This window comes from Bifidobacterium hapali (assembly GCF_002259755.1).
Taxonomy (GTDB): domain Bacteria; phylum Actinomycetota; class Actinomycetes; order Actinomycetales; family Bifidobacteriaceae; genus Bifidobacterium; species Bifidobacterium hapali.
Window position 1 is genome coordinate 88,785 of sequence record NZ_MWWY01000021.1, and the last position, 18,345, is coordinate 107,129.

The 18,345-nt window shown below is 53.3% G+C and carries 16 protein-coding genes and 1 pseudogene; 11 read left to right on the top strand and 6 right to left on the bottom strand.

Annotated elements, in window-relative coordinates:
• The 5 genes from BHAP_RS04945 to BHAP_RS04965 all read left to right on the top strand — a co-directional run bounded on the left by BHAP_RS04945 (position 1) and on the right by BHAP_RS04965 (position 4,504).
• Positions 1-1,131, top strand: coding sequence for a vWA domain-containing protein (locus tag BHAP_RS04945; RefSeq protein ID WP_094729634.1), 1,131 nt, complete (start codon positions 1-3; stop codon positions 1,129-1,131).
• Complete coding sequence (locus tag BHAP_RS04950; RefSeq protein WP_094729635.1) at positions 1,128-2,192, top strand: vWA domain-containing protein; 1,065 nt, start codon at positions 1,128-1,130, stop codon at positions 2,190-2,192. The genes BHAP_RS04945 and BHAP_RS04950 overlap by 4 nt, the downstream gene beginning before the upstream one ends.
• Positions 2,189-2,842, top strand: coding sequence for a DUF6466 family protein (locus BHAP_RS04955; protein ID WP_094729636.1), 654 nt, complete (start codon positions 2,189-2,191; stop codon positions 2,840-2,842). Before BHAP_RS04950 ends, BHAP_RS04955 begins: the two co-directional genes overlap by 4 nt.
• Positions 2,843-2,994: 152 nt before the next feature.
• Entirely contained in the window at positions 2,995-3,642 is a 648-nt protein-coding gene (locus BHAP_RS04960; protein WP_094729637.1) for a TetR/AcrR family transcriptional regulator, read from the top strand.
• A gap of 88 nt (positions 3,643-3,730) precedes the next feature.
• Positions 3,731-4,504, top strand: coding sequence for a mechanosensitive ion channel family protein (locus BHAP_RS04965; protein WP_094729691.1), 774 nt, complete (start codon positions 3,731-3,733; stop codon positions 4,502-4,504).
• Positions 4,505-4,632: 128 nt separating this feature from the next.
• On the opposite strand, the gene BHAP_RS04970 is transcribed toward BHAP_RS04965, so the two are convergent.
• From BHAP_RS04970 to BHAP_RS04985, 4 genes are all read right to left on the bottom strand, one after another.
• Positions 4,633-5,772 (bottom strand): D-alanine--D-alanine ligase family protein, encoded by a 1,140-nt coding sequence (locus tag BHAP_RS04970; RefSeq protein ID WP_094729638.1) that lies wholly within the window; start codon positions 5,770-5,772, stop codon positions 4,633-4,635.
• A 61-nt stretch (positions 5,773-5,833) separates the two neighbouring features.
• A complete protein-coding gene (locus tag BHAP_RS04975; RefSeq protein ID WP_094729639.1) occupies positions 5,834-6,829 on the bottom strand; it encodes an NAD(P)H-dependent glycerol-3-phosphate dehydrogenase in 996 nt (331 codons plus the stop codon).
• A 188-nt stretch (positions 6,830-7,017) separates the two neighbouring features.
• A complete protein-coding gene (locus BHAP_RS04980) occupies positions 7,018-7,902 on the bottom strand; it encodes a lysophospholipid acyltransferase family protein (RefSeq protein ID WP_094729640.1) in 885 nt (294 codons plus the stop codon).
• A 204-nt stretch (positions 7,903-8,106) separates the two neighbouring features.
• A complete protein-coding gene (locus tag BHAP_RS04985) occupies positions 8,107-9,519 on the bottom strand; it encodes an ATP-binding protein (protein WP_094729641.1) in 1,413 nt (470 codons plus the stop codon).
• A gap of 372 nt (positions 9,520-9,891) precedes the next feature.
• On the opposite strand from BHAP_RS04985, the gene BHAP_RS04990 reads away from it, so the two are divergent.
• Both BHAP_RS04990 and BHAP_RS04995 read left to right on the top strand, forming a co-directional pair.
• Positions 9,892-10,536, top strand: a complete 645-nt coding sequence (locus BHAP_RS04990) for a TetR/AcrR family transcriptional regulator (RefSeq protein WP_094729642.1) — start codon at positions 9,892-9,894, stop codon at positions 10,534-10,536.
• Positions 10,537-10,651: 115 nt separating this feature from the next.
• The gene (locus tag BHAP_RS04995) at positions 10,652-11,887 is read left to right on the top strand and encodes an MFS transporter (protein WP_094729643.1); all 1,236 of its coding nucleotides are present in this window, start codon (positions 10,652-10,654) and stop codon (positions 11,885-11,887) included.
• A gap of 113 nt (positions 11,888-12,000) precedes the next feature.
• Here the strand turns inward: BHAP_RS04995 and murA are convergent, their stop codons facing one another.
• Positions 12,001-13,329: a UDP-N-acetylglucosamine 1-carboxyvinyltransferase gene (murA, locus tag BHAP_RS05000; RefSeq protein ID WP_094729644.1), complete on the bottom strand. Its 1,329-nt coding sequence runs from the start codon at positions 13,327-13,329 to the stop codon at positions 12,001-12,003.
• A gap of 313 nt (positions 13,330-13,642) precedes the next feature.
• On the opposite strand from murA, the pseudogene BHAP_RS05005 reads away from it, so the two are divergent.
• Positions 13,643-14,202: pseudogene (locus BHAP_RS05005) on the top strand (manganese efflux pump MntP).
• Positions 14,203-14,303: 101 nt separating this feature from the next.
• Here BHAP_RS05005 and BHAP_RS05010 read toward each other — a convergent pair.
• Positions 14,304-15,053, bottom strand: coding sequence for a hypothetical protein (locus tag BHAP_RS05010; protein WP_094729645.1), 750 nt, complete (start codon positions 15,051-15,053; stop codon positions 14,304-14,306).
• A gap of 211 nt (positions 15,054-15,264) precedes the next feature.
• Here BHAP_RS05010 and BHAP_RS05015 point away from each other — a divergent pair, with 211 nt between their 5' ends.
• From BHAP_RS05015 to BHAP_RS05025, 3 genes are all read left to right on the top strand, one after another.
• Positions 15,265-16,035, top strand: coding sequence for a winged helix-turn-helix transcriptional regulator (locus BHAP_RS05015; RefSeq protein WP_094729692.1), 771 nt, complete (start codon positions 15,265-15,267; stop codon positions 16,033-16,035).
• 9 nt (positions 16,036-16,044) lie between these two features.
• Positions 16,045-16,701 carry an endonuclease III gene (gene nth, locus BHAP_RS05020; protein ID WP_094729646.1) on the top strand — a complete coding sequence of 219 codons (657 nt, stop codon included), beginning with the start codon at positions 16,045-16,047 and terminating at the stop codon, positions 16,699-16,701.
• Positions 16,702-16,805: 104 nt separating this feature from the next.
• On the top strand, positions 16,806-18,329 hold the full coding sequence (locus BHAP_RS05025) for an ABC transporter substrate-binding protein (protein WP_094729647.1): 1,524 nt from the start codon (positions 16,806-16,808) through the stop codon (positions 18,327-18,329).
• The last annotated feature ends 16 nt before the right edge of the window (positions 18,330-18,345 follow it).

Here is an 18,345-nt window from a genome sequence, read left to right on the forward strand (position 1 = left end):
ATGTCTACTTCAACGCTAACCTGGCAGTGGCCGTGGGCCGCGTTGGCCGGTCTGCTCGCGATCGCAGCTATCGTACTGTTGATTGTCGTACTGTCCAGCCGTCGCAATACACACGCCAGCGGTGAAACACACGCAACAGAAGCGCCCATCTTCTCCTTAACCGATGATCTTGCAACTGAAGAAGCCGCGCAACAGCTCAAATCTTGGCGCAGATTGAATCGTCTCGCACTCGCATTGCTTATCGCGGCCGCACTTATCGCACTCACGCTACTCGCCCGGCCGTCCACTGTCGATATTGGTGAAGAACGTGCCAGCCGACGCGATATCGTACTGTGTCTCGACGTTTCCGGCTCCACGTTGCCGTATGACCGCGAAGTCATCGAAACATATCTCAATCTTGTATCGCATTTCCAAGGCGAGCGCATCGGATTGAGTATTTTCAACTCCACGTCACGCACAGTGTTTCCTCTAACTGACGACTACGATCTGGTTACCGATCAGCTCACGCAAGCTGCGACAATATTGAAGGGTGTCGAAACGCAAGACGATATCGACAAGATGAGCGACGAACAGTATCAGCGAATCGCAAATTGGCTGGAAGGTACACAAAATCGCGCGAACGCAACGTCACTGATCGGCGACGGCGTAGTCAGTTGCGCGGCCATGTTGCCCGGTTTCGCATACGGTTCGACAGCGACAGGCACGTCAAACGACTCGTCAGATAACTCAGCAGACCGTCACAACGCGACGCGCCAACGTGCCGCGTCAATCGTGCTCGCCACCGATAATGTCGTGTCCGGCGAACCAACGTACACACTGTCTGCCGCACTCGACCTCGTTTCCAGCGCCGGCATTACCGTGGACGGCCTGTTTTCCGGACCCAAATCGAGCGAGTCTGAGGCGACGACCACCGACATGCGCAATCTCATCGAATCGCATGGTGGGTTTTTCCTCACTCAGTCGAACGGTGCGGATATCAGCCAGCTCGTACGAGAAATCGACCGGCGACGCGAAGCAGTCAGTCAGCGCGACACAAAGGCCGCAATCAGTGACGCGCCGGGTTGGCTAACGCTCGCACTAGCAATATGTATGGCCGGCTGGATGATTACAGCGTGGAGGTTGCGCCGATGAGTGCGACGAATCTTTGGCAGTCGATAACAGGTACGCTCTCGCGGTTGACGTTTAATCCTGCGCTCGGTTGGCCGGTCGGTGGCTTGATTGCTGCAGTAATGATCGGCTTGGCGGTTGCGGCAGTGATCGTGCATGTGCGTCGCACTCGCGCGCAGACGACTGACGAAACGACAGCGAGTTGCGTGGTGCGCGTGCTGCTGTGCGTAACGGTTGCAGTGATGGCGTTAACGCCGAGCATCGTATCGACTACGACCAGTCAGGCTGTGAACGCGACTGACGTGGTGGTTGCGGTTGACGTCACTGGTTCAATGGCGGTTGCGGACGCGCAGTATGGGTCTGCTGAGTCGATGAGTCGGCTGGATGCGGCTAAACGCGCGGTTGCAGATATTACGTCGCTGTACGCGGATGCGAGTTTTATGGGGCTACGATTCGGCGGTTCGGCGGGAACGGTGGATGTACCATTAACGCCGGATGCGCGCGCGATCAATACGTGGGCGAATACGCTTGCGGTTGAGGCGACGAACGTGTCTGGCGGGTCGAGTCTTGACGCACCATTGGATGCGCTGTTGGTCAATCTCAAATCGATTCGTGAAAGTCGACCGAACGATGCGATTATTCTGTATCTGATTACCGACGGCGAAGAAACTGGCTCAACAACACGACGCTCATACTCAACGTTGCGCAAGTATCTCAACGATGGTTTTACAGTTGGTGTCGGCTCTACGGCAGGCGGCAAGATTCCTGTTATCCGTGACGGCAGTGCGGTTGATGGCTCGTGGGTTACTGATCCTGATACAGGTCAGCCGGGTATTTCTAAGTTAGATGAGACAACGCTTAAGAATATTGCCGATGAGATCAGTGGCACGTATGTGGCTGTGAACGCGAATGCGACGATGGCGAACGGCGTGTCGCAACAGCGATCGCAACAGTGGCGAGTGACGACGACAGTGAAGCAACGCACTCGTACAACGCCGATAGTATGGCCGTTGGCGATTGTTGCGGCTGTGTTGTTTGCAGCGCAGATTGGTATGTGGATTGTGCAATCGAGGAGGCTATTATGAGTGCTCATGCTGATCATGCGCGTGGCCGCAACCATGATCGTGACCGTGCGACTGAGCGCTCACGCGCGAGTCGCTCATCTCGTTCGATACGAATGCAGTCTCGTGCGTCAATCGGCGCACGCGTTGTAATCGGCATAGTTGCGGGATTACTGCTGATTACAGGTGTACTCGCTTCAGTCAATTTGCGCGCAGTGAGTACGTTTAATCAGGCGACAAGTAATCTGAACGAGAATATCGCGGCCGCACGCTCAGATACACCCGATTACAACACGTTGAGTACGCGACAAGATCAAACTGATGCACAGTTTGCTGATGCAGCTTCGGCTGGCGTAGTGTTGTTACCGTCGATTCGTGAGGCAATTGCCGCTAATGCTGCAGTGTCAGAACAGCTGACGAAATTCGTGAACGATCAGTTGACTGCGCAAGAAGAAGGGTCCTCTGACGATCAGCAATCGGCACAGTCATCTAGCGGTGCGGAGTCTGACTCATCGAATGGTGGCGCGTCTGGGGGGTTGACTGATGAGCAACGTCGTCAAGTCGAAGAACTGCTCAAAGCCAACGAACAGTCCACGCCGTCGAACGGCACCACGACGGATGGCTCACAGTCCGAGACCACCAACAACACCGGCAACACCAACAAACCGTGGTAAGGAGCTAACGGGACAGCACCGCGAGATGCTTTATCATGGCTCCCCTGACAAGGGAAGCCATGATTACGCACTAGCGCGCATAATCAGACACCGTGTATCATATCAAGCTAGACACAGTGTCTAGACAGCTTGTCTCAATACAAGGAGTCAATATGCCACGACCACGCAGGGATTCCGAAATCCTTCCTGCCAAAGAACGCATGGAAAATGCGTTCTGGGATCTACTCGCCGACCGCGAATATCACAAAATCACCGTCACTGACATCGTGCACGAAGCCGGCGTCAACCGTAACTCATTCTACTATCATTACAGCAGTCTGCCAGAACTCGCTGATTCAGCTATCATGCACGTCGTGCAGCAAGCCAAACCAGCACTGCCCACGCCAGACTCTGACCCAGACGTTACATGGCGCGAAAACATGACCAATCTCATGCAATCGCCCGAGCATCGCGAACGGCTCGATCGACTCTCGCTCATCGCCGGTCCACACAGCTCGCCTGAACTTGTCGATTCGCTCCGCGATTTCGGTCGACTCACGATTATCCACGTACTGCAGCTGCCCGAACAGATCGATCTCAAGACTGATCTCATGCTTGATTTCACGGTTGGAGGCATGCTCACTGTGCTCAGCCGATGGCCTGAACTGCGCGATAATGTTGAGCTTGACGACCTACTTAACGAGGATGTGGCTGTACTGGCAATGAGCATGTGCTTGTCACTGTCACGCAACGATTTGCTCAGCTATTGGCATCGTATTTTCCGCGGTAACATCGGCAATATGCCCAGCTCGCAAGCATAAGCCGCTAGGATAGAGCGCAAACGCACATGATTCGACAGGAGCCAGTATGGATAACATTACCGATGCAACGCAAGATAGTCTCAATATTATGCAACTTGCGTTGAGCTGGCTTGCATCGAACGCGGCTCGGATCATTTTCCTCGCAATCGTACTGATTGCCGCGTGGGTCATCGTCAAAATCGTCAGTAAAGTGTTACGCAAACTGCTCGACCGCAGTAATATGCCGAGCGCATCGATTTTTATCAATATTGTGCGTGTACTGATTTGGGTTGTCGCCGCAACAATCGTACTCAAACCAGTGTTCGGCATTGATCCAACCACACTGATGACAGCGCTTGGCGTCGGCGGCATTGCTGTGTCGCTTGGTTTGAAAGATACGGTTGCGAACGTGATCTCAGGATTCGGACTCATGCTCGGACGCGTGATTCAGCCCGGTGATCTGGTAACCGTCGCTGGTACCACCGGCGTGGTCAAAGATATTACGTGGCGGCAAACTGTGGTGCGCGAACGAAACGGTAACGAGATGGTGATTCCAAATTCGGTACTCAACACGGCATCGTTGGAACGACTCACGCCCAGTAATGAAGGTACCGTAACCGTGCCGTTTACTGCAAAAGCCGGCATCGATACAACGGAAGTCGAGCGACGCATTATTGATGTCGTCACGCGCGGGACAGCTGACGTTGCAGCAGATGACAGTGTGCCACTGGTGAAATTTACTGGATTTACACCCTTCGGTATTGAAGGGCAAGTGCTGGTATTTGCTAAGCCCGACGTATTCTTGTCGAGCGTGCGCGACGCAGCAGTGCGAGCATTAGCTGATGCCGATTTCCTCGAACAGCGCGCGGCTATCGGCGCGTAATCCAACAGCTGTATTAATTCGTTAACGAATTCGCCACCCCTTAAAAATGGCTCGCATAGCGCGTCCGCAATTGCAGGACGAACTGGTCGCTATCTTGGCTCCCCTTGCTAGGGGAGCCAAAGAACTGCTTAACGCAGCACGCCTTCGATCAGCGTGGTGATGAGATCCGTGTAGCTCACGCCAGTAGCCTCCCAAGCCTTGGGATACATAGAAATCGGCGTGAAACCAGGCATTGTATTGATCTCGTTGACCATCACGTCGCCGTTCGGCGTCACGAACGTATCCACGCGGCTTAAGCCTGCGCCATCAACCGCCTTAAACGCTTTGACAGCAGTTTCTCGTACACGTTCAAGCAGATCATCAGGCAAGTTTGCCGGTACTTCAACGTGGCTTGCAGACGCATCCATATACTTGCTGTCGAAATCGTAGAACTGATCGTCGCCGCCCGCGCGCTTGTCAAGCACAATCTCACCGGGCCAGCTGGCACGAGGCTTCTCACCAGCTTTCGGGCACAATACCGCACACTCAACCTCGCGCGCAGCAATACCCTGCTCAACGAGAATACGCCAATCATGGTGGCTCGCCTCGTAAACCGCGGCCGCAAGTTCAGCCGCATCACCAGCATGCTCAACCTTGGTCACGCCAAAGCTGGAACCAGCGCGCGACGGCTTGACAAACAGCGGATACTCAAGTCCAGCAGCCTCAACTTGTGCGAGAATCGCATCGCCGTTCGCTGCAAATTGAGTCACCTGATCGAATCCACGCGCATCCAACGTGATACCAGGTGCAACCGCAATACCAGCAGCCGCAAGCAGCAACTTCGTATAATGCTTATCCATGCACGCGGCAGACGCGAGTACACCACAACCAACATACGGCACGTTCATCATCTCAAACAGGCCCTGAATCGTACCGTCTTCACCAAACGGGCCATGCAGCACCGGAAATACCGCGTCAATATGACCAAGCGAAGATAGCGTGCCATCAGTGTTGCGCGCGAAGAAACCATCTTGGCCAAGCGCAACATCGAGCACAACATCACGCGAATCAGCAGTCTTCTCAACGGTCGGCAGCGTACTGCCACACAAGTTCCAACCGCGCGGGTCCTCACCGTCAACAATCCACTGACCAGCCTTCGTAATACCAACTGGAACCGGCTCGAAACGGTCGGTGTCAAGCGCTTTAAGCACGCCGGCCGCCGAAATACAAGAGATCGAATGCTCGTCGGCTTTGCCGCCATACATCACGATGATGCGCTTTGTGGTCATATTCATCCTTTTGTCTAAAACGCAATACTGGGGCAGTAGCTTACTCGCCGCGCTCCCCTACTTACTCTTCAGTGATCTCGTCGCCGAACAGCAATCCGAGCATCTGCTGGCAAGAAATACCGTCTTCAAGCACGCGACTCATCGCATACGCGAGCGGAGTTGCAACGCCAAGTTCCTTGCCGAGAGCAACAACTGCACTCGTAGTCGGCACGCCTTCAGCCACGCCATTGCTCGCCTTGGTAGCTTCCTCGACACTCAAACCCTTGCCAAGGTTCGCACCAAACGTGTAGTTACGGCTCAACGGAGAGCCACAAGTGGCAGTCATGTCGCCCACGCCAGCCAAGCCAGCAAACGTCTTCGGGTCAGCACCGGCAGCTTTGCCAAGGGCAGTGAGCTCAGCAAGTCCGCGGGTTTCAATCATTGCAGCCGTATTCTCACCGTATCCAGCGCCGCGAGCCATACCGACGGCGAGCGCAGTCACGTTCTTGAGAGAACCGCACATTTCGAGACCGATAACGTCACGCGTAACGAACGCCTTGAAATAGTCGGTGGTGCAGGCTTTCGCAACCTTACGCGCGTTATCGAGATCCGCGCAGCCGACAACAGTTGCAGCCGGCTGACGATCAGCGACTTCCTTGCTCAAATTTGGACCGGAAACAGCGGCGAATCGTTCGGCAGGTAGATCGAGAGCTTCACGCACGACTTGGTCCATGCGCTTGCTGGTCGTGCGTTCGATGCCTTTCATCAGGCTGACGACGATTGCCGTTTGAGGGATGAGATTCTTAAATTCGGCAAGTGCGACGCGTGCGAATTGCGCGGCGATCGCAACGACGACGATTTCAGCGTCTTTGACGGCCTCAGCACGATCGCCTGTAGCGGTCATGTTGTCGGGCAGTTTGGCAACGGACGGTAGGCGTACACCGTTGTGATGATGGTCGCGAATACCTTCAACGATTTCAGGTTCGATCGCCCACATGGTCACGTTGTTACCTGCGTCGGCGAGGACTTGGCCGAAGGCGGTACCCCATGCGCCTGCGCCTAGTACGGTAATGTTCATAATAATTACTCCTTAACTTATACCCCCGCATGGGGTGCTGTCATATTACCTCACGGCTGCCGCCGCTCGGCGTCGCCTACTGACAGTCCACCGGACTGTCAGTTTAACGGCTCCGCCCATGCGCCTGCGCCTAATACGGTAATGTTCAAAATAATTACTCCTTAACTTATGTAATTAGTCAGTTATGGTCAGTCGTGCACGCGCCGCATAGTGCGGTAATCCCAGTAGCCGTCAGGCGCGGATTCGCCGCGGATTTGAGCCATAATCTCGGTCATGCGAACGCGAATACGACGGGTCAGTTCGTCGGCGAGCTCGGCTGGAACTTCATCACCCCACGACTGTGCGTCTGCGAGTAAGTCGGCATAGTCAAGTCGCGTGTCATAGCACATGACAACGTTCTTGCGCGGCCACGGCCACCAGTGGTTAATGCTGGCCGCTCCCCACGTCACGGCGCAGAACAATGGCACTTGATAGCCAAGCCGCCGCGACGATTCAAGCGCAATCACGCCAACACCGTTTTTCATGCTCATCGGCCATTTCTTCGGGTCGCGCGTAACCGTGCCTTCAGGCCAAATCGTTAACGGCCGGCCAGAAGTCAAAATTTCAATTGATGTTTCTTCAATAGCCTTGGCTTTACCGCTGCGTCGTTGTACCGGTTGCATGCCGACGAGCTGGAACCATTTGCCGATCACTGGCCAGTGCGCCATTTCTGCTTTGGCCATATATCGCGGGCGACGGCCCATATGAAATAGGCTGGCCATTGGCACGAACACATCAAACATGGTGACATGCGTAGCGGCGGTAATAAATGGGCCAGTTTCAGGAATATTGTCGAGTCCCCACGCGCGCGTTTTGCAACTGGCTTTGAAGACAAGGTCAACGCCTTTTAAGAGACGGGCTGTGCCTTTGGGATGTTGCGCGTTAATTTCGGCTTGATTGATACGCCGATTCGGTCCGGTCGGCAGGTCACGCATCGGGTCAACAAGCGTATGCTGCTTGGCAAGTCGGGCAACTTGCTCGTTTGACAGTGGCGCAACCGCAGAGCGCGGCGACGGTTTTCCTTTGGATGCCATAAGGCCCCATTGTACCGAGGCCCCTGCGCAGCGAATCATTCTCAATAAGAAAAGTGTGAGGATTGGATTTCTGCAATCGAACATAAGCCACTGATAAACGGCGTTATTCCAACGATCTATAAAATGTGCGATTGAGCGATTTTGTGCGTTTGGCTCACACTTTTCTTATTGAGAATGATTCGCTGCGCAACCTTCCCATTGATATTATCGCGTGAACATATCGTTTGCACATACGAATATCATGTCTGGGTCACTTGCATATTTTGCCGTCGTGGATTCATGCACAGGGTTTTTCGTAAAGAACGCAAGTATAGTTTCTCGATAGCCTTTCACAAGGCCAACCCGTTCTCGTAATGCTGTTACCATGTCAGTCTCATTGACATTGTTGCGCCATTTGCACTCGCCAAGCAAAAGCTTATGTTCCATTGGGTCAGCTGCAACAAGATCAATATCCGTTTCCTCGTGTTTTAACGGGTTATTTCCCCACCATTTGCCAATCTGTGCCGGTGTCACCGAAAGTCGCCCTTCGCGGAATTCTCGCATCACCCACTGTATGCACATGTTCTCAAACTGTTGCCCAACATACGTCGCAAACGCAAGTCCCTGCACAACACGCTCAGCAATCATCGCCCCGTTGCCTGTTTCAATAAGTGTGACATGCGGAGCAACGAATCGATACCAAAATGAAAAAAACGGGTCTTTAATGTGGATGCGTGATTTACGCGACGTTGTCTTCTCCCCAAACGGAACAATGCGTTCAATCACTCGAAGCTCCTCAAGCGTTCGAGCATAGAACGGCAATGACGTTTGTTCTATGCCAATGCGATCAGCAATGGCTTTCGACGTATTACACCCATTGCTAATCGCTTGCAGTATCGAATCATATACGGCAGGACTTTTCAATTCCTCACGCAACATCATCATCGGCTCTTCATAGAGTAATCCAGACTTGTCGAAGCATAAAGCAGCAACATTCTGAGCATACGTCAATTCCGGTTTTAATTGCGACAGATAATACGGAGTACCACCAAACGTCGCGTAATATAACACGCATTCCTCGGCGCTTGCATTTGGTACAAACCGAGCCGCATCAAAACAGTCAAACGCTTGCAAACGCAACTGTCCCGTTCGACGACCATACAAAGGGCTCTTATAACCAAGCACCTCACTTTCCATAAACCCTTGATTACTGCCAGAAAGAATCAGCATGACATTCGCATCCTTAAGCCCATGATCGATTGCAATCTGCAATATCGACGCCAGACCAGGTTCAGCTTGTGCAGCATATGGAAACTCATCGAACACAATAATCATCTTGTCACCGACATGCTGTTGTGCCTGACGAACCAGAAAATCGATAGCTCGATCCCATGATGAAAAATCTAACGCATCCGCATACCCAAAATACTCAGATACAACAAGTGAGAACGACTGCAAAATAAGCTGCGAATTCTGCTGACGCGCTGTGAAATATAACGCTTTACGACCGTTGAGAAAATGATCAATCAGCGCGGTTTTGCCAATACGGCGTCGACCATAAATCACCATCATCTCAAATCGATCACTCGCGTACATACGCTCTAACGCAGCTAACTCCTGTTCTCGTCCAATGAACATGAACGTCACTCCTTCCACAGTCTTTACCGATAAAACGTTCTGAGCCACATACACCATAGCATTTATTATTGAATTTTCTATAATAGAAAATTCAATAATATTTTTCATGACACGCGATTGCGCAGCGAATCATTCTCAATAAGAAAAGTGTGAGGATTGGCTTTCTACAATCGAACATAAGCCACTGATAAACGGCGTTATTCCAACGATCTATAAAATGTGCGATTGAGCGATTTCGTGCGTTTGGCTCACACTTTTCTTATTGAGAATGATTCGCTGCACAGACACGCACATTCCATACCGACCGACGGTATGTATAATAGGGTAAAAACCAGTGAAAAGGCAAGCAGCCGACACCAAAGGTAGACGCACATGGCACGCAACGCACATCCCGAGGTAACCGAGCGACGTATCCTTGACGCCGCTCAAGGGATTTTTTTTACCAAGGGGTATGAAAACACCTCAATACAAGATATTGTCGATCAACTCGGTGACCTGTCGAAAGGTGCGATTTATCACCATTTCAAGTCAAAAAAGGCCATTCTTGACCGACTCACCGAGAATGATTGGCAAGCAGCCAACGCCAAATATGCCGACATCGCAGCTCGCACCGATATCAATGGGCTAGCAAAATTGCGGCTCATGATTCAAGAGTCGATTGGTAATGAACAACATAATAAACTTAACCAAGTGTCAATTTCGTTTCTTGACGATCCACAAACATTGGCGTCTAACTTGCGATTTTGGGCCACCGAACTGCCTAAGCGCTGGCAACCATTTATTGAGGAAGGCGTGCGTGACGGATCTATACCGACCGCATATCCACGCGAAGCAGCAGAACTTATCTCATTATTGTCAAATTATTGGCTACTGACCCATTTTTACCCCGCCACAAGAAGCGAATTACGTCATCGCGTGACCTGCCTCGCTACCATGCTCACCGCTATCGGTGTACCCGTGTTCAATGACGAGCTGATTGATCTCACCGTCAGTTTCTATATGTCATACAACGCCTGACCCCAACCATTAGCCATTGGCGTTGCCCAGCCGTATCCGCATCATCAGGTCATCTTTCACGATAATTTACATACCGGTGGTCGGTATGTAATCTAAGGAGACTAAGGAATCAATCATGACCAAAACCCCACTCGTTTCCCGCGACTTTATCCTGCTCGTAACCGGTCAAGGCATCTCATTATTCGGCAATATGATGTTGCGTTTCGCCATGTCCATGTGGGTGCTCGACGAAACCGGCTCAGCCACCGTCTTCGCATCAATCCTCGCCGTGTCTATCGTCCCAACCATCATTCTTTCTCCATTCGGCGGCGTCCTCGCTGACCGCATAAATCGCCGCACGATCATGGTTGCGCTCGACGCGTTGTCAGCCGTGCTCATTCTCGCCAGCGCACTTATATTCGTTGCTATCGGCTTTAATATTGTCGCCATCGCAACGATGCAAGTACTGCTCGCTGTCCTCGGCGCGTTTGAGACGCCAACCGTCCAAGCAGCACTCCCCCAGATGTTTCGCAGCTACGGCCAGTCAACCATGCGGCAAGCGATGGCCGTCGTCAATCAAGTACAGCAGCTCAGCTCCTTGCTCCCAAGTTTTCTCGGCGGCGTACTGTACGCAATGGTTGGCATTCGGCCGATGATGATCATCACCATTATCTGTTTCGCATTGGCCGCAACACTCGAATGTTTCATCCGACTCGCTGCGCCTGATCGAGGAACTGACACGCTGCCGGCACCGCTCGAAGATCTCAAAGCCGGTGTGCGATTCCTTGTCGCTGATCGACCGGCGCTACTGCGGCTGCTCGCGCTCGTTTCCGTGTTGAACTTTCTCGGCACCGGTTACTCGGCGGTTGGTTTCCCATATACGGTTCGCACCACACTCGGTTTCAACGCGACCGTGTACGGCATATCTGACGGACTCATCGGCATTGCCGGCATCGTAGGCGCGTTTTTGGCTGGCTTAGTCGCCGCCAAACTTACCATGCGTCATTTTCCGCTGACGTTATTGGTATTTTCGCTGACATTAATACCGCAAATCGTAGTATTTATACTGCCAGCAGACGCATGGACGAGACTTATTGTGCTCGTGATATTCACTTGCTGCACGATGATTGCGAGTTGTTTTGCTAATCTCATTGCGATTCCGACGATTCAAATGAGCACGCCGGAGGCGATGACCGGCAAAGTAATGTCAATAACCGCCGCACTCAGCATGTGTGCCACGCCGGTAGGGCAAATGGCATACGGATGGGCGTACGACCGCTTCTCCGTGAGTGTTATATTGATCGCCACGACGCTTGGCATCGCGGCCCTCACCGTGTTGATGAAGCCTCTCTCCACCCAGTTCGACGCCTAACCTCTGTGTAGCGATGTGCGTGGCGGAAAATGCTCACTGAGCAGTGCTCAGTGAGCATTTTCCGCCACGCACATCGCTACTGTCCTGACAACAAAGGGAGCCGCACTCAGCAATCAGTCGAAATCAGCGCCGAGAGCCGCGAGCTTGCCGCGGAAGTCAGCGTATCCACGGTCAATGAGCGAAATACCTTGCACGTTCGACGGGCCCTTCGCCGCGAGCGCCGCGATCAAATGTGAGAATCCGCCGCGCAAATCTGGCACGTCAATATCGCGGCCAGTCAGCGGCGTCGGTCCGAAAATCACCGCCGAATGCTTGTAGTTGCGCTGCTGGAAGCGGCACGGCAGCGATCCCAAGCATTCGCGATACAGCTGAATCGTCGCACCCATCTGTACGAGTGGCTTGGTAAAGCCGAACCGGTTCTCATACACGGTTTCGTGCACAATCGACAAGCCGTTCGCCTGCGTCAAGGCCACCACGAGCGGCTGTTGCCAGTCGGTCATAAAGCCTGGGTGCACGTCCGTTTCGATCGCAACCGGATGCAAGTCCCCACCCGGATGCCAGAAACGAATACCCTTATCAGTCACATCAAATTCGCCGCCAACCTTGCGGAACACGTTCAAGAACGTCATCATTTCCGGCTGAGTCGCGCCCTTGACGAAAATATCACCGTGCGTAGCGAGCGCTGCAGACGCCCACGAAGCCGCCTCAATACGATCGGTGAGCGAGGTATGTGTGAATCCCTTCAGCTCCTTAACACCTTCGATACGGAACGTACGGTCCACATCCACGGAAATAATCGCACCCATCTTCTGTAGCACGGCGACCAAATCCATGATTTCCGGCTCAATTGCCGCACCAGACAGCTCAGTCTTACCCTCAGCGAGCACTGCGGCGAGCAGCGTCTGCTCAGTCGCGCCGACAGACGGGTACGGCAGGTGGATTTTCGCACCGTGCAGACCGTCAGGAGCGGAAATGTGGATGCCGTCTTTGTGTTCCTTGTCAACGGTGGCACCAAGCTTGCGCAAGGTCTCCAAATGGAAGTCAATTGGCCGACCGCCAATATTGCAGCCACCGAGCGCAGGAATAAACGCTTCCCCAAGACGGTGGACAAGCGGACCGGAGAACAGAATCGGAATACGCGACGAACCAGACAGCGTGTCTACGTCGGCAACGTCGGCAAGCTGAACGTGGCTCGCGTCGATAGTGACGATACCGTTCGCACCATCCACGTCAACAGTCACGCCGTGCAAGCGCAACAGATCAGATACAACATGTACATCGCGAATTTCTGGCACGTTTTTCAGTACCGACTTGCCCGGGGCCAGCAACGCGGCAACCATAGCCTTGCTGACGAAGTTTTTCGCTCCGCGCACTTTAATTGTGCCGTTGAGAGGCTTACCGCCTTCGACGTGCAGGACATCTTCTTGCTGATCCTTGACCACGCTGACCTCTTTCGCTGCTCGCTCGTGCTCGATCGTTATCTGTTTCGCGGGAGCGCTTATACCACGCATCCGCATGACTAACCAACAGTTTGCCACAAGGTGTGTGCGCACCGTGTGAAAGATGCTGGCAGCGAAGTGGTATACTGGCTTCTCGTAATTGACGACATGCGAACAGCATTCGCTTCGGATTCAAAGCCCGGCGCCTTGCCCGGCAGTTCAATGTCGGTGCCCCTAGGCGTAGGCGGATTCACCGAAATCCCGTCGAGGCCCATCCCGTGGGGAGACCGGCGGGATGAACCTTGTTTGACTAGCTATGTTACAGACGTTACTCATTGCTATTTCCGTATCTATGGACGCGTTTGCTGTTTCGATCGGCAAAGGTTTGACCGTGCATCGTTTGCGCGGCGTGGACGCGCTTAAAACGGCACTGTGGTTTGGTGGATTTCAGGCGTTATTCCCGCTACTTGGCTATTTTTTGCAACAACGTTCGCAAGTTATGTGACGGCGATTGATCACTGGATTATCTTCGCTCTGCTTGCGTTTATCGGCGGCAACATGATTCGTGAGGCGTCTGAGGAAGAAGAAGAGAACGAGAAGGAGACGGCCGAGTTTGACTGGCGACACATGTTACCGTTGGCTGTAGCGTGCAGTATTGATGCGTTTGCCGTAGGCGTGAGCTTTGCGTTTATGAAGGTTAACGTGTGGTCGTCGGTACTGACGATTGGCGTGACGACTGGTGCGTTTTCGGCTGCGGGATTGTATATTGGACGCGCGTTCGGCTCGCGTTGGCAGCAGCCAGCGCAGATTACCGGTGGCGTGGTTCTGATTCTGATTGGTTTGAAAGTCCTACTCGAACACCTCGGCGTGCTGTGATGTGTGGTGTGGCACCCCTTGCACGATGAGCTGTCTTGCGGCTCCCCTTGTCAGGGGAGCCATGAAAACACCAATTCAGCTACACTGCGCCGCCCGTGAATCTAGTGAATCATTATGGATAGCAGGCCAGCCACTGGAACAAGTGCGCCTGCGAACATCGTCGGCAACACGATAATGCCGATCCACGGTGCGCGTGCATGCTCGTCAGGGTCAGCTTCAGCCACCCACCAACGGCTCGCCACAAGTAACGCTAGCGTGAGTAACATCACCACAGCCGCCGATACAATCATCACAATATTATTGCCACCCTCATCGGGTAACGCCATATAATCCGGCACAAAATACCAGCCGCTTACCGCAATCATCGACACGCCTTCAAGCACGGTATGTGAAAGGCTACGAATCAAATGCGAACGTTCAGCGCGCGCCATTTGCCGCACAAACGCAGCGACAATGAGCACAACCAACAGTCCACCAACAGACGCGAGCCATGCGGCCATACGCGTCCACACTGGCATGGTAATCGGACACGGGTGCGCTTGCGTGCATGCGATCACACCGAACAGGAATGCTGCTAGCTGCCTCGTATTGGCAACCAGTAGCGCCACCACACCAGCAACCGCAGCAATCACATGACCGGCCATGCCGTCGCGCAATGGCGAGCAGATGACAAACAATGTCATCAACGCGACAATAACCACATTCATACCAGTCACGCCGGCACCACCAAACGCGAGCACGACCGGCACCCCGAGCACAATCAGAGCACACGCCGGCGCGTATCCAGCCTCGAACGGTGCTCCTGCTCCCTTATTCGTTGGCGCCGATATCATCCCGTTCTGCTCGTCCATCCCATACTCCTGACGTTCACGGTACACTACGAGTGTTGTTCTCCATTAATCCTACGTCCTCTCGAGCCCGTATCAATCCCATTCATCGAGCAGTCAACATAATGTGTCCATATTGTGCGCGTACAATAAGGCGACATCATAAAAAGTCGTTACGATACCCGGTAACAGCCGTGGTTAAGGCCTATACAGCCTATACAAAAGGGGGCGAATGGTGACGGATCTTACGCTCATGACGTTTGCGGCCGATCCCGCGACCGTATTGCCGTCTCTCGCCCTACTGTCGCACCGCGTGCGCGTGCTACCGATGGACGCCGCAAGTCTAGTGAAGATGCCAGAGAACACGATTCTGTTTCTTGATGCGCGCGATGATCTAGCGACTGCGAAGACGTTGTGCCGCCTGATTCACGCATCTGGCTTGTCTACACCGATTGTGCTGGTACTCACTGAGGGCGGATTCACCGTGGTGAATTCGACGTGGGGTATCGCTGACGTGGTGGTGTCTTCTGCTTCTCCTGCTGAAGTGGAAGGCCGTCTGCGACTCGTTTCGGAACGCGGTAACTCGCCTCTTGGCACGGGTACGATTGGCGGTGGCGCGGCTGGCAGCGAGCCGGGCACTGTGAACGCTGATGGTCAGATTCGTTCCGGCGATTTGGTGGTTGATACGAACGGATATACCGCTTCTCTGCACGGTCACCCGATTGATCTGGCGTATAAAGAGTTTGAGCTACTCAAGTATCTTGTGCAACATCCTGGCCGTGTGTTTACGCGCGCACAGCTGCTGCAAGAAGTGTGGGGTTACGACTACTACGGTGGTACGCGCACGGTTGACGTGCATATTCGTCGTCTGCGCGCCAAGCTCGGTGGTGAGTACGAGCATTTGATTGGCACTGTGCGTAACGTTGGCTACCGTTTTGACCCGCCTGAGGATGAGGCGAACGGCGCTGCTCCGTCTGCTCCGATAACCACAGACGTCAAGAATTAACCGGTCACGATGCGTGAGTCAAAACAGGCGCGTTTGGAGCGTATGCATGCCGAATATGCGATCCTGTGCCGCGAGTTCCCGGCTCCGAAATGTGCACTGCATTTTACGAATCCGTTTGAGCTGCTGGTAGCAACAGTATTGAGCGCGCAAACAACCGATAAACGAGTCAATTCGGTTACTCCTGCCTTGTTTGCATCGTATCCAAATGCGGCGGCGTTAGCGAACGCGAGAGCTGAGGATGTTGAAGATATTATTCGTCCGCTCGGCTTTTTCCGTTCAAAAACGCAGCATTTGCTTGGGTTGGCTAACGCATTGGACCGCGATTTCGGTGGCGTTGTGCCGCGTACGATGGATGAGTTGACTGGTTTACCCGGCGTGGGTCGCAAGACTGCGAACGTGGTACTTGGCAATGCGTTTCATATTCCGGGATTTCCGGTGGATACGCATGTGATGCGTGTGACTGGACGACTGCGTTGGCGTAGCGATTGGCGGATTGCTAAGTCTGATCCGGTGAAGGTCGAGCGTGAGATCTGCGCTTGTTTTCCACCCGAAGAATGGACTGATTTGTCTCATAGATTGATACTGCATGGTCGTGCGGTGTGTCATGCGCGCACGCCTGACTGCGCTAACTGTCCACTCAATGAGACATGTCCATCAGCTGGCTGATACCGCTCGCGCAGTTTTTTCATGCCGCTTACAGCACGTAAACATCCGTTTGTTAAATAAGATGTTCCCCCGAGACGACAACGCCCCCCGCTAGACTGGGCGGCATGCATAAGCAAGGCGGGAATTCCCTACGTTCATGGTTGGTTTTCGTAGCAACAGCAGTCGTACTATCGCTGATCGCATGGTTGGTATGGTCAGCAGTCACAAACCGCGACGAGTTGCCCCTTATCGGCGGCGATAAACCGTCGTCGTCCGTAACAGTCGGTTTGACTGGCGCTCCAGACTCACTGGACATACGCACAGACGCAAGTACAGCCATATCACGCGCACTGATCGGCAACGTATACGAGACACTGGTGACACGCGATGAGAACAACGCGCTGCAACCGGGACTTGCGTCAAGCTGGAAGGTATCAGACGACGGACTGACGTACACGTTCACGCTGTCGTCAGGGCTGACGTTCTCAAACGGTAACGTGCTGGACTCGTCTGATGTTATTTGGTCGCTGCAGCAGATCGTCAAGAATAAATATCAGGGCGTTACCGATCTCGCTAATTTAAAGTCTGCGGTGAATCCGAACGAAACCACAGTCCAACTCACGTTGAGCAAGCCTGACCCGCGTTTCTTGCGTGCACTGTCCGGCCGTGCGGGCATTGTGTATGACTCCGAAGCTACGATCGACTATGCGACCGCCGCGCTCGGCTCCGGCCCGTTTACCGTGAAGCAATTCGATAAGGGTTCTTCGATTACGCTGGAACATAACAGTCGATATCACGGTGACAAAGCTAAGGTCGGTCAGGCAACACTGAAGTATTACGCGAGCGCGGATGCGTTGACGAAGGCTGCACAGAATGGTGAAGTGCAGCTTGCATTTTCAGATGATGCCACGCTGGCTAATGCGGCAAACGACGGTGAGAAGCCGAAAGTGGAGACTGGCATGTCGCGTTCGAAAGTGATGCTTGCGTTCAACAATGCAACCGATTCGATTTTGTCTGATCAGCAGGCTCGTCGTGCGTTCCGTTTCGGCATTGATGCGAAGGGTATTGCTTCGTCGCAGTCTGATTCGGCAGGTGCGCTCGGTGGTCCGTTTACGCCACTTGACCCGGGTTATGAGGATTTAACTGGCATGTTCTCGTATGATCAAGGTCAAGCTAGTAGTATGCTCGCTTACTTCTACCATAATTATTTAGGTACGGTTGATCTGCTTGTGCCTATGCGATACTCGTCATTGGCGAACACGATCGCTGATCAGTTGCGTGCGATTAGTTTGCCGGTCAATGTTGAGACTCTCGATAGTGAAGAGGCTGTTACGCAGCGTATTAACGACGGCAAGTACACGATCGCACTGACGACAACCATTGATGATGGTCCTGTGTATGCGGGTGAGAATGTGTATCACTATCAAAAAGGTGAAGTTCAGCAGTCGTATGCGAATGTGCTGGCAGCCACGAACGATAACGACTATCAGAACCGGCTCAAAGCGTATGCGAAAACACTCAGCGATGACGCGCCAAACGACTGGTTGTACACGCGAAAGACGTTCATCGCTGCCGCCAGCGGCGTAAGCGGCTATCCAAAGAACATGACCGACGAGCTTCTTCCGCTCGCCAAAGTCACCGTTGGCTGACGGATAGAGGGAGATT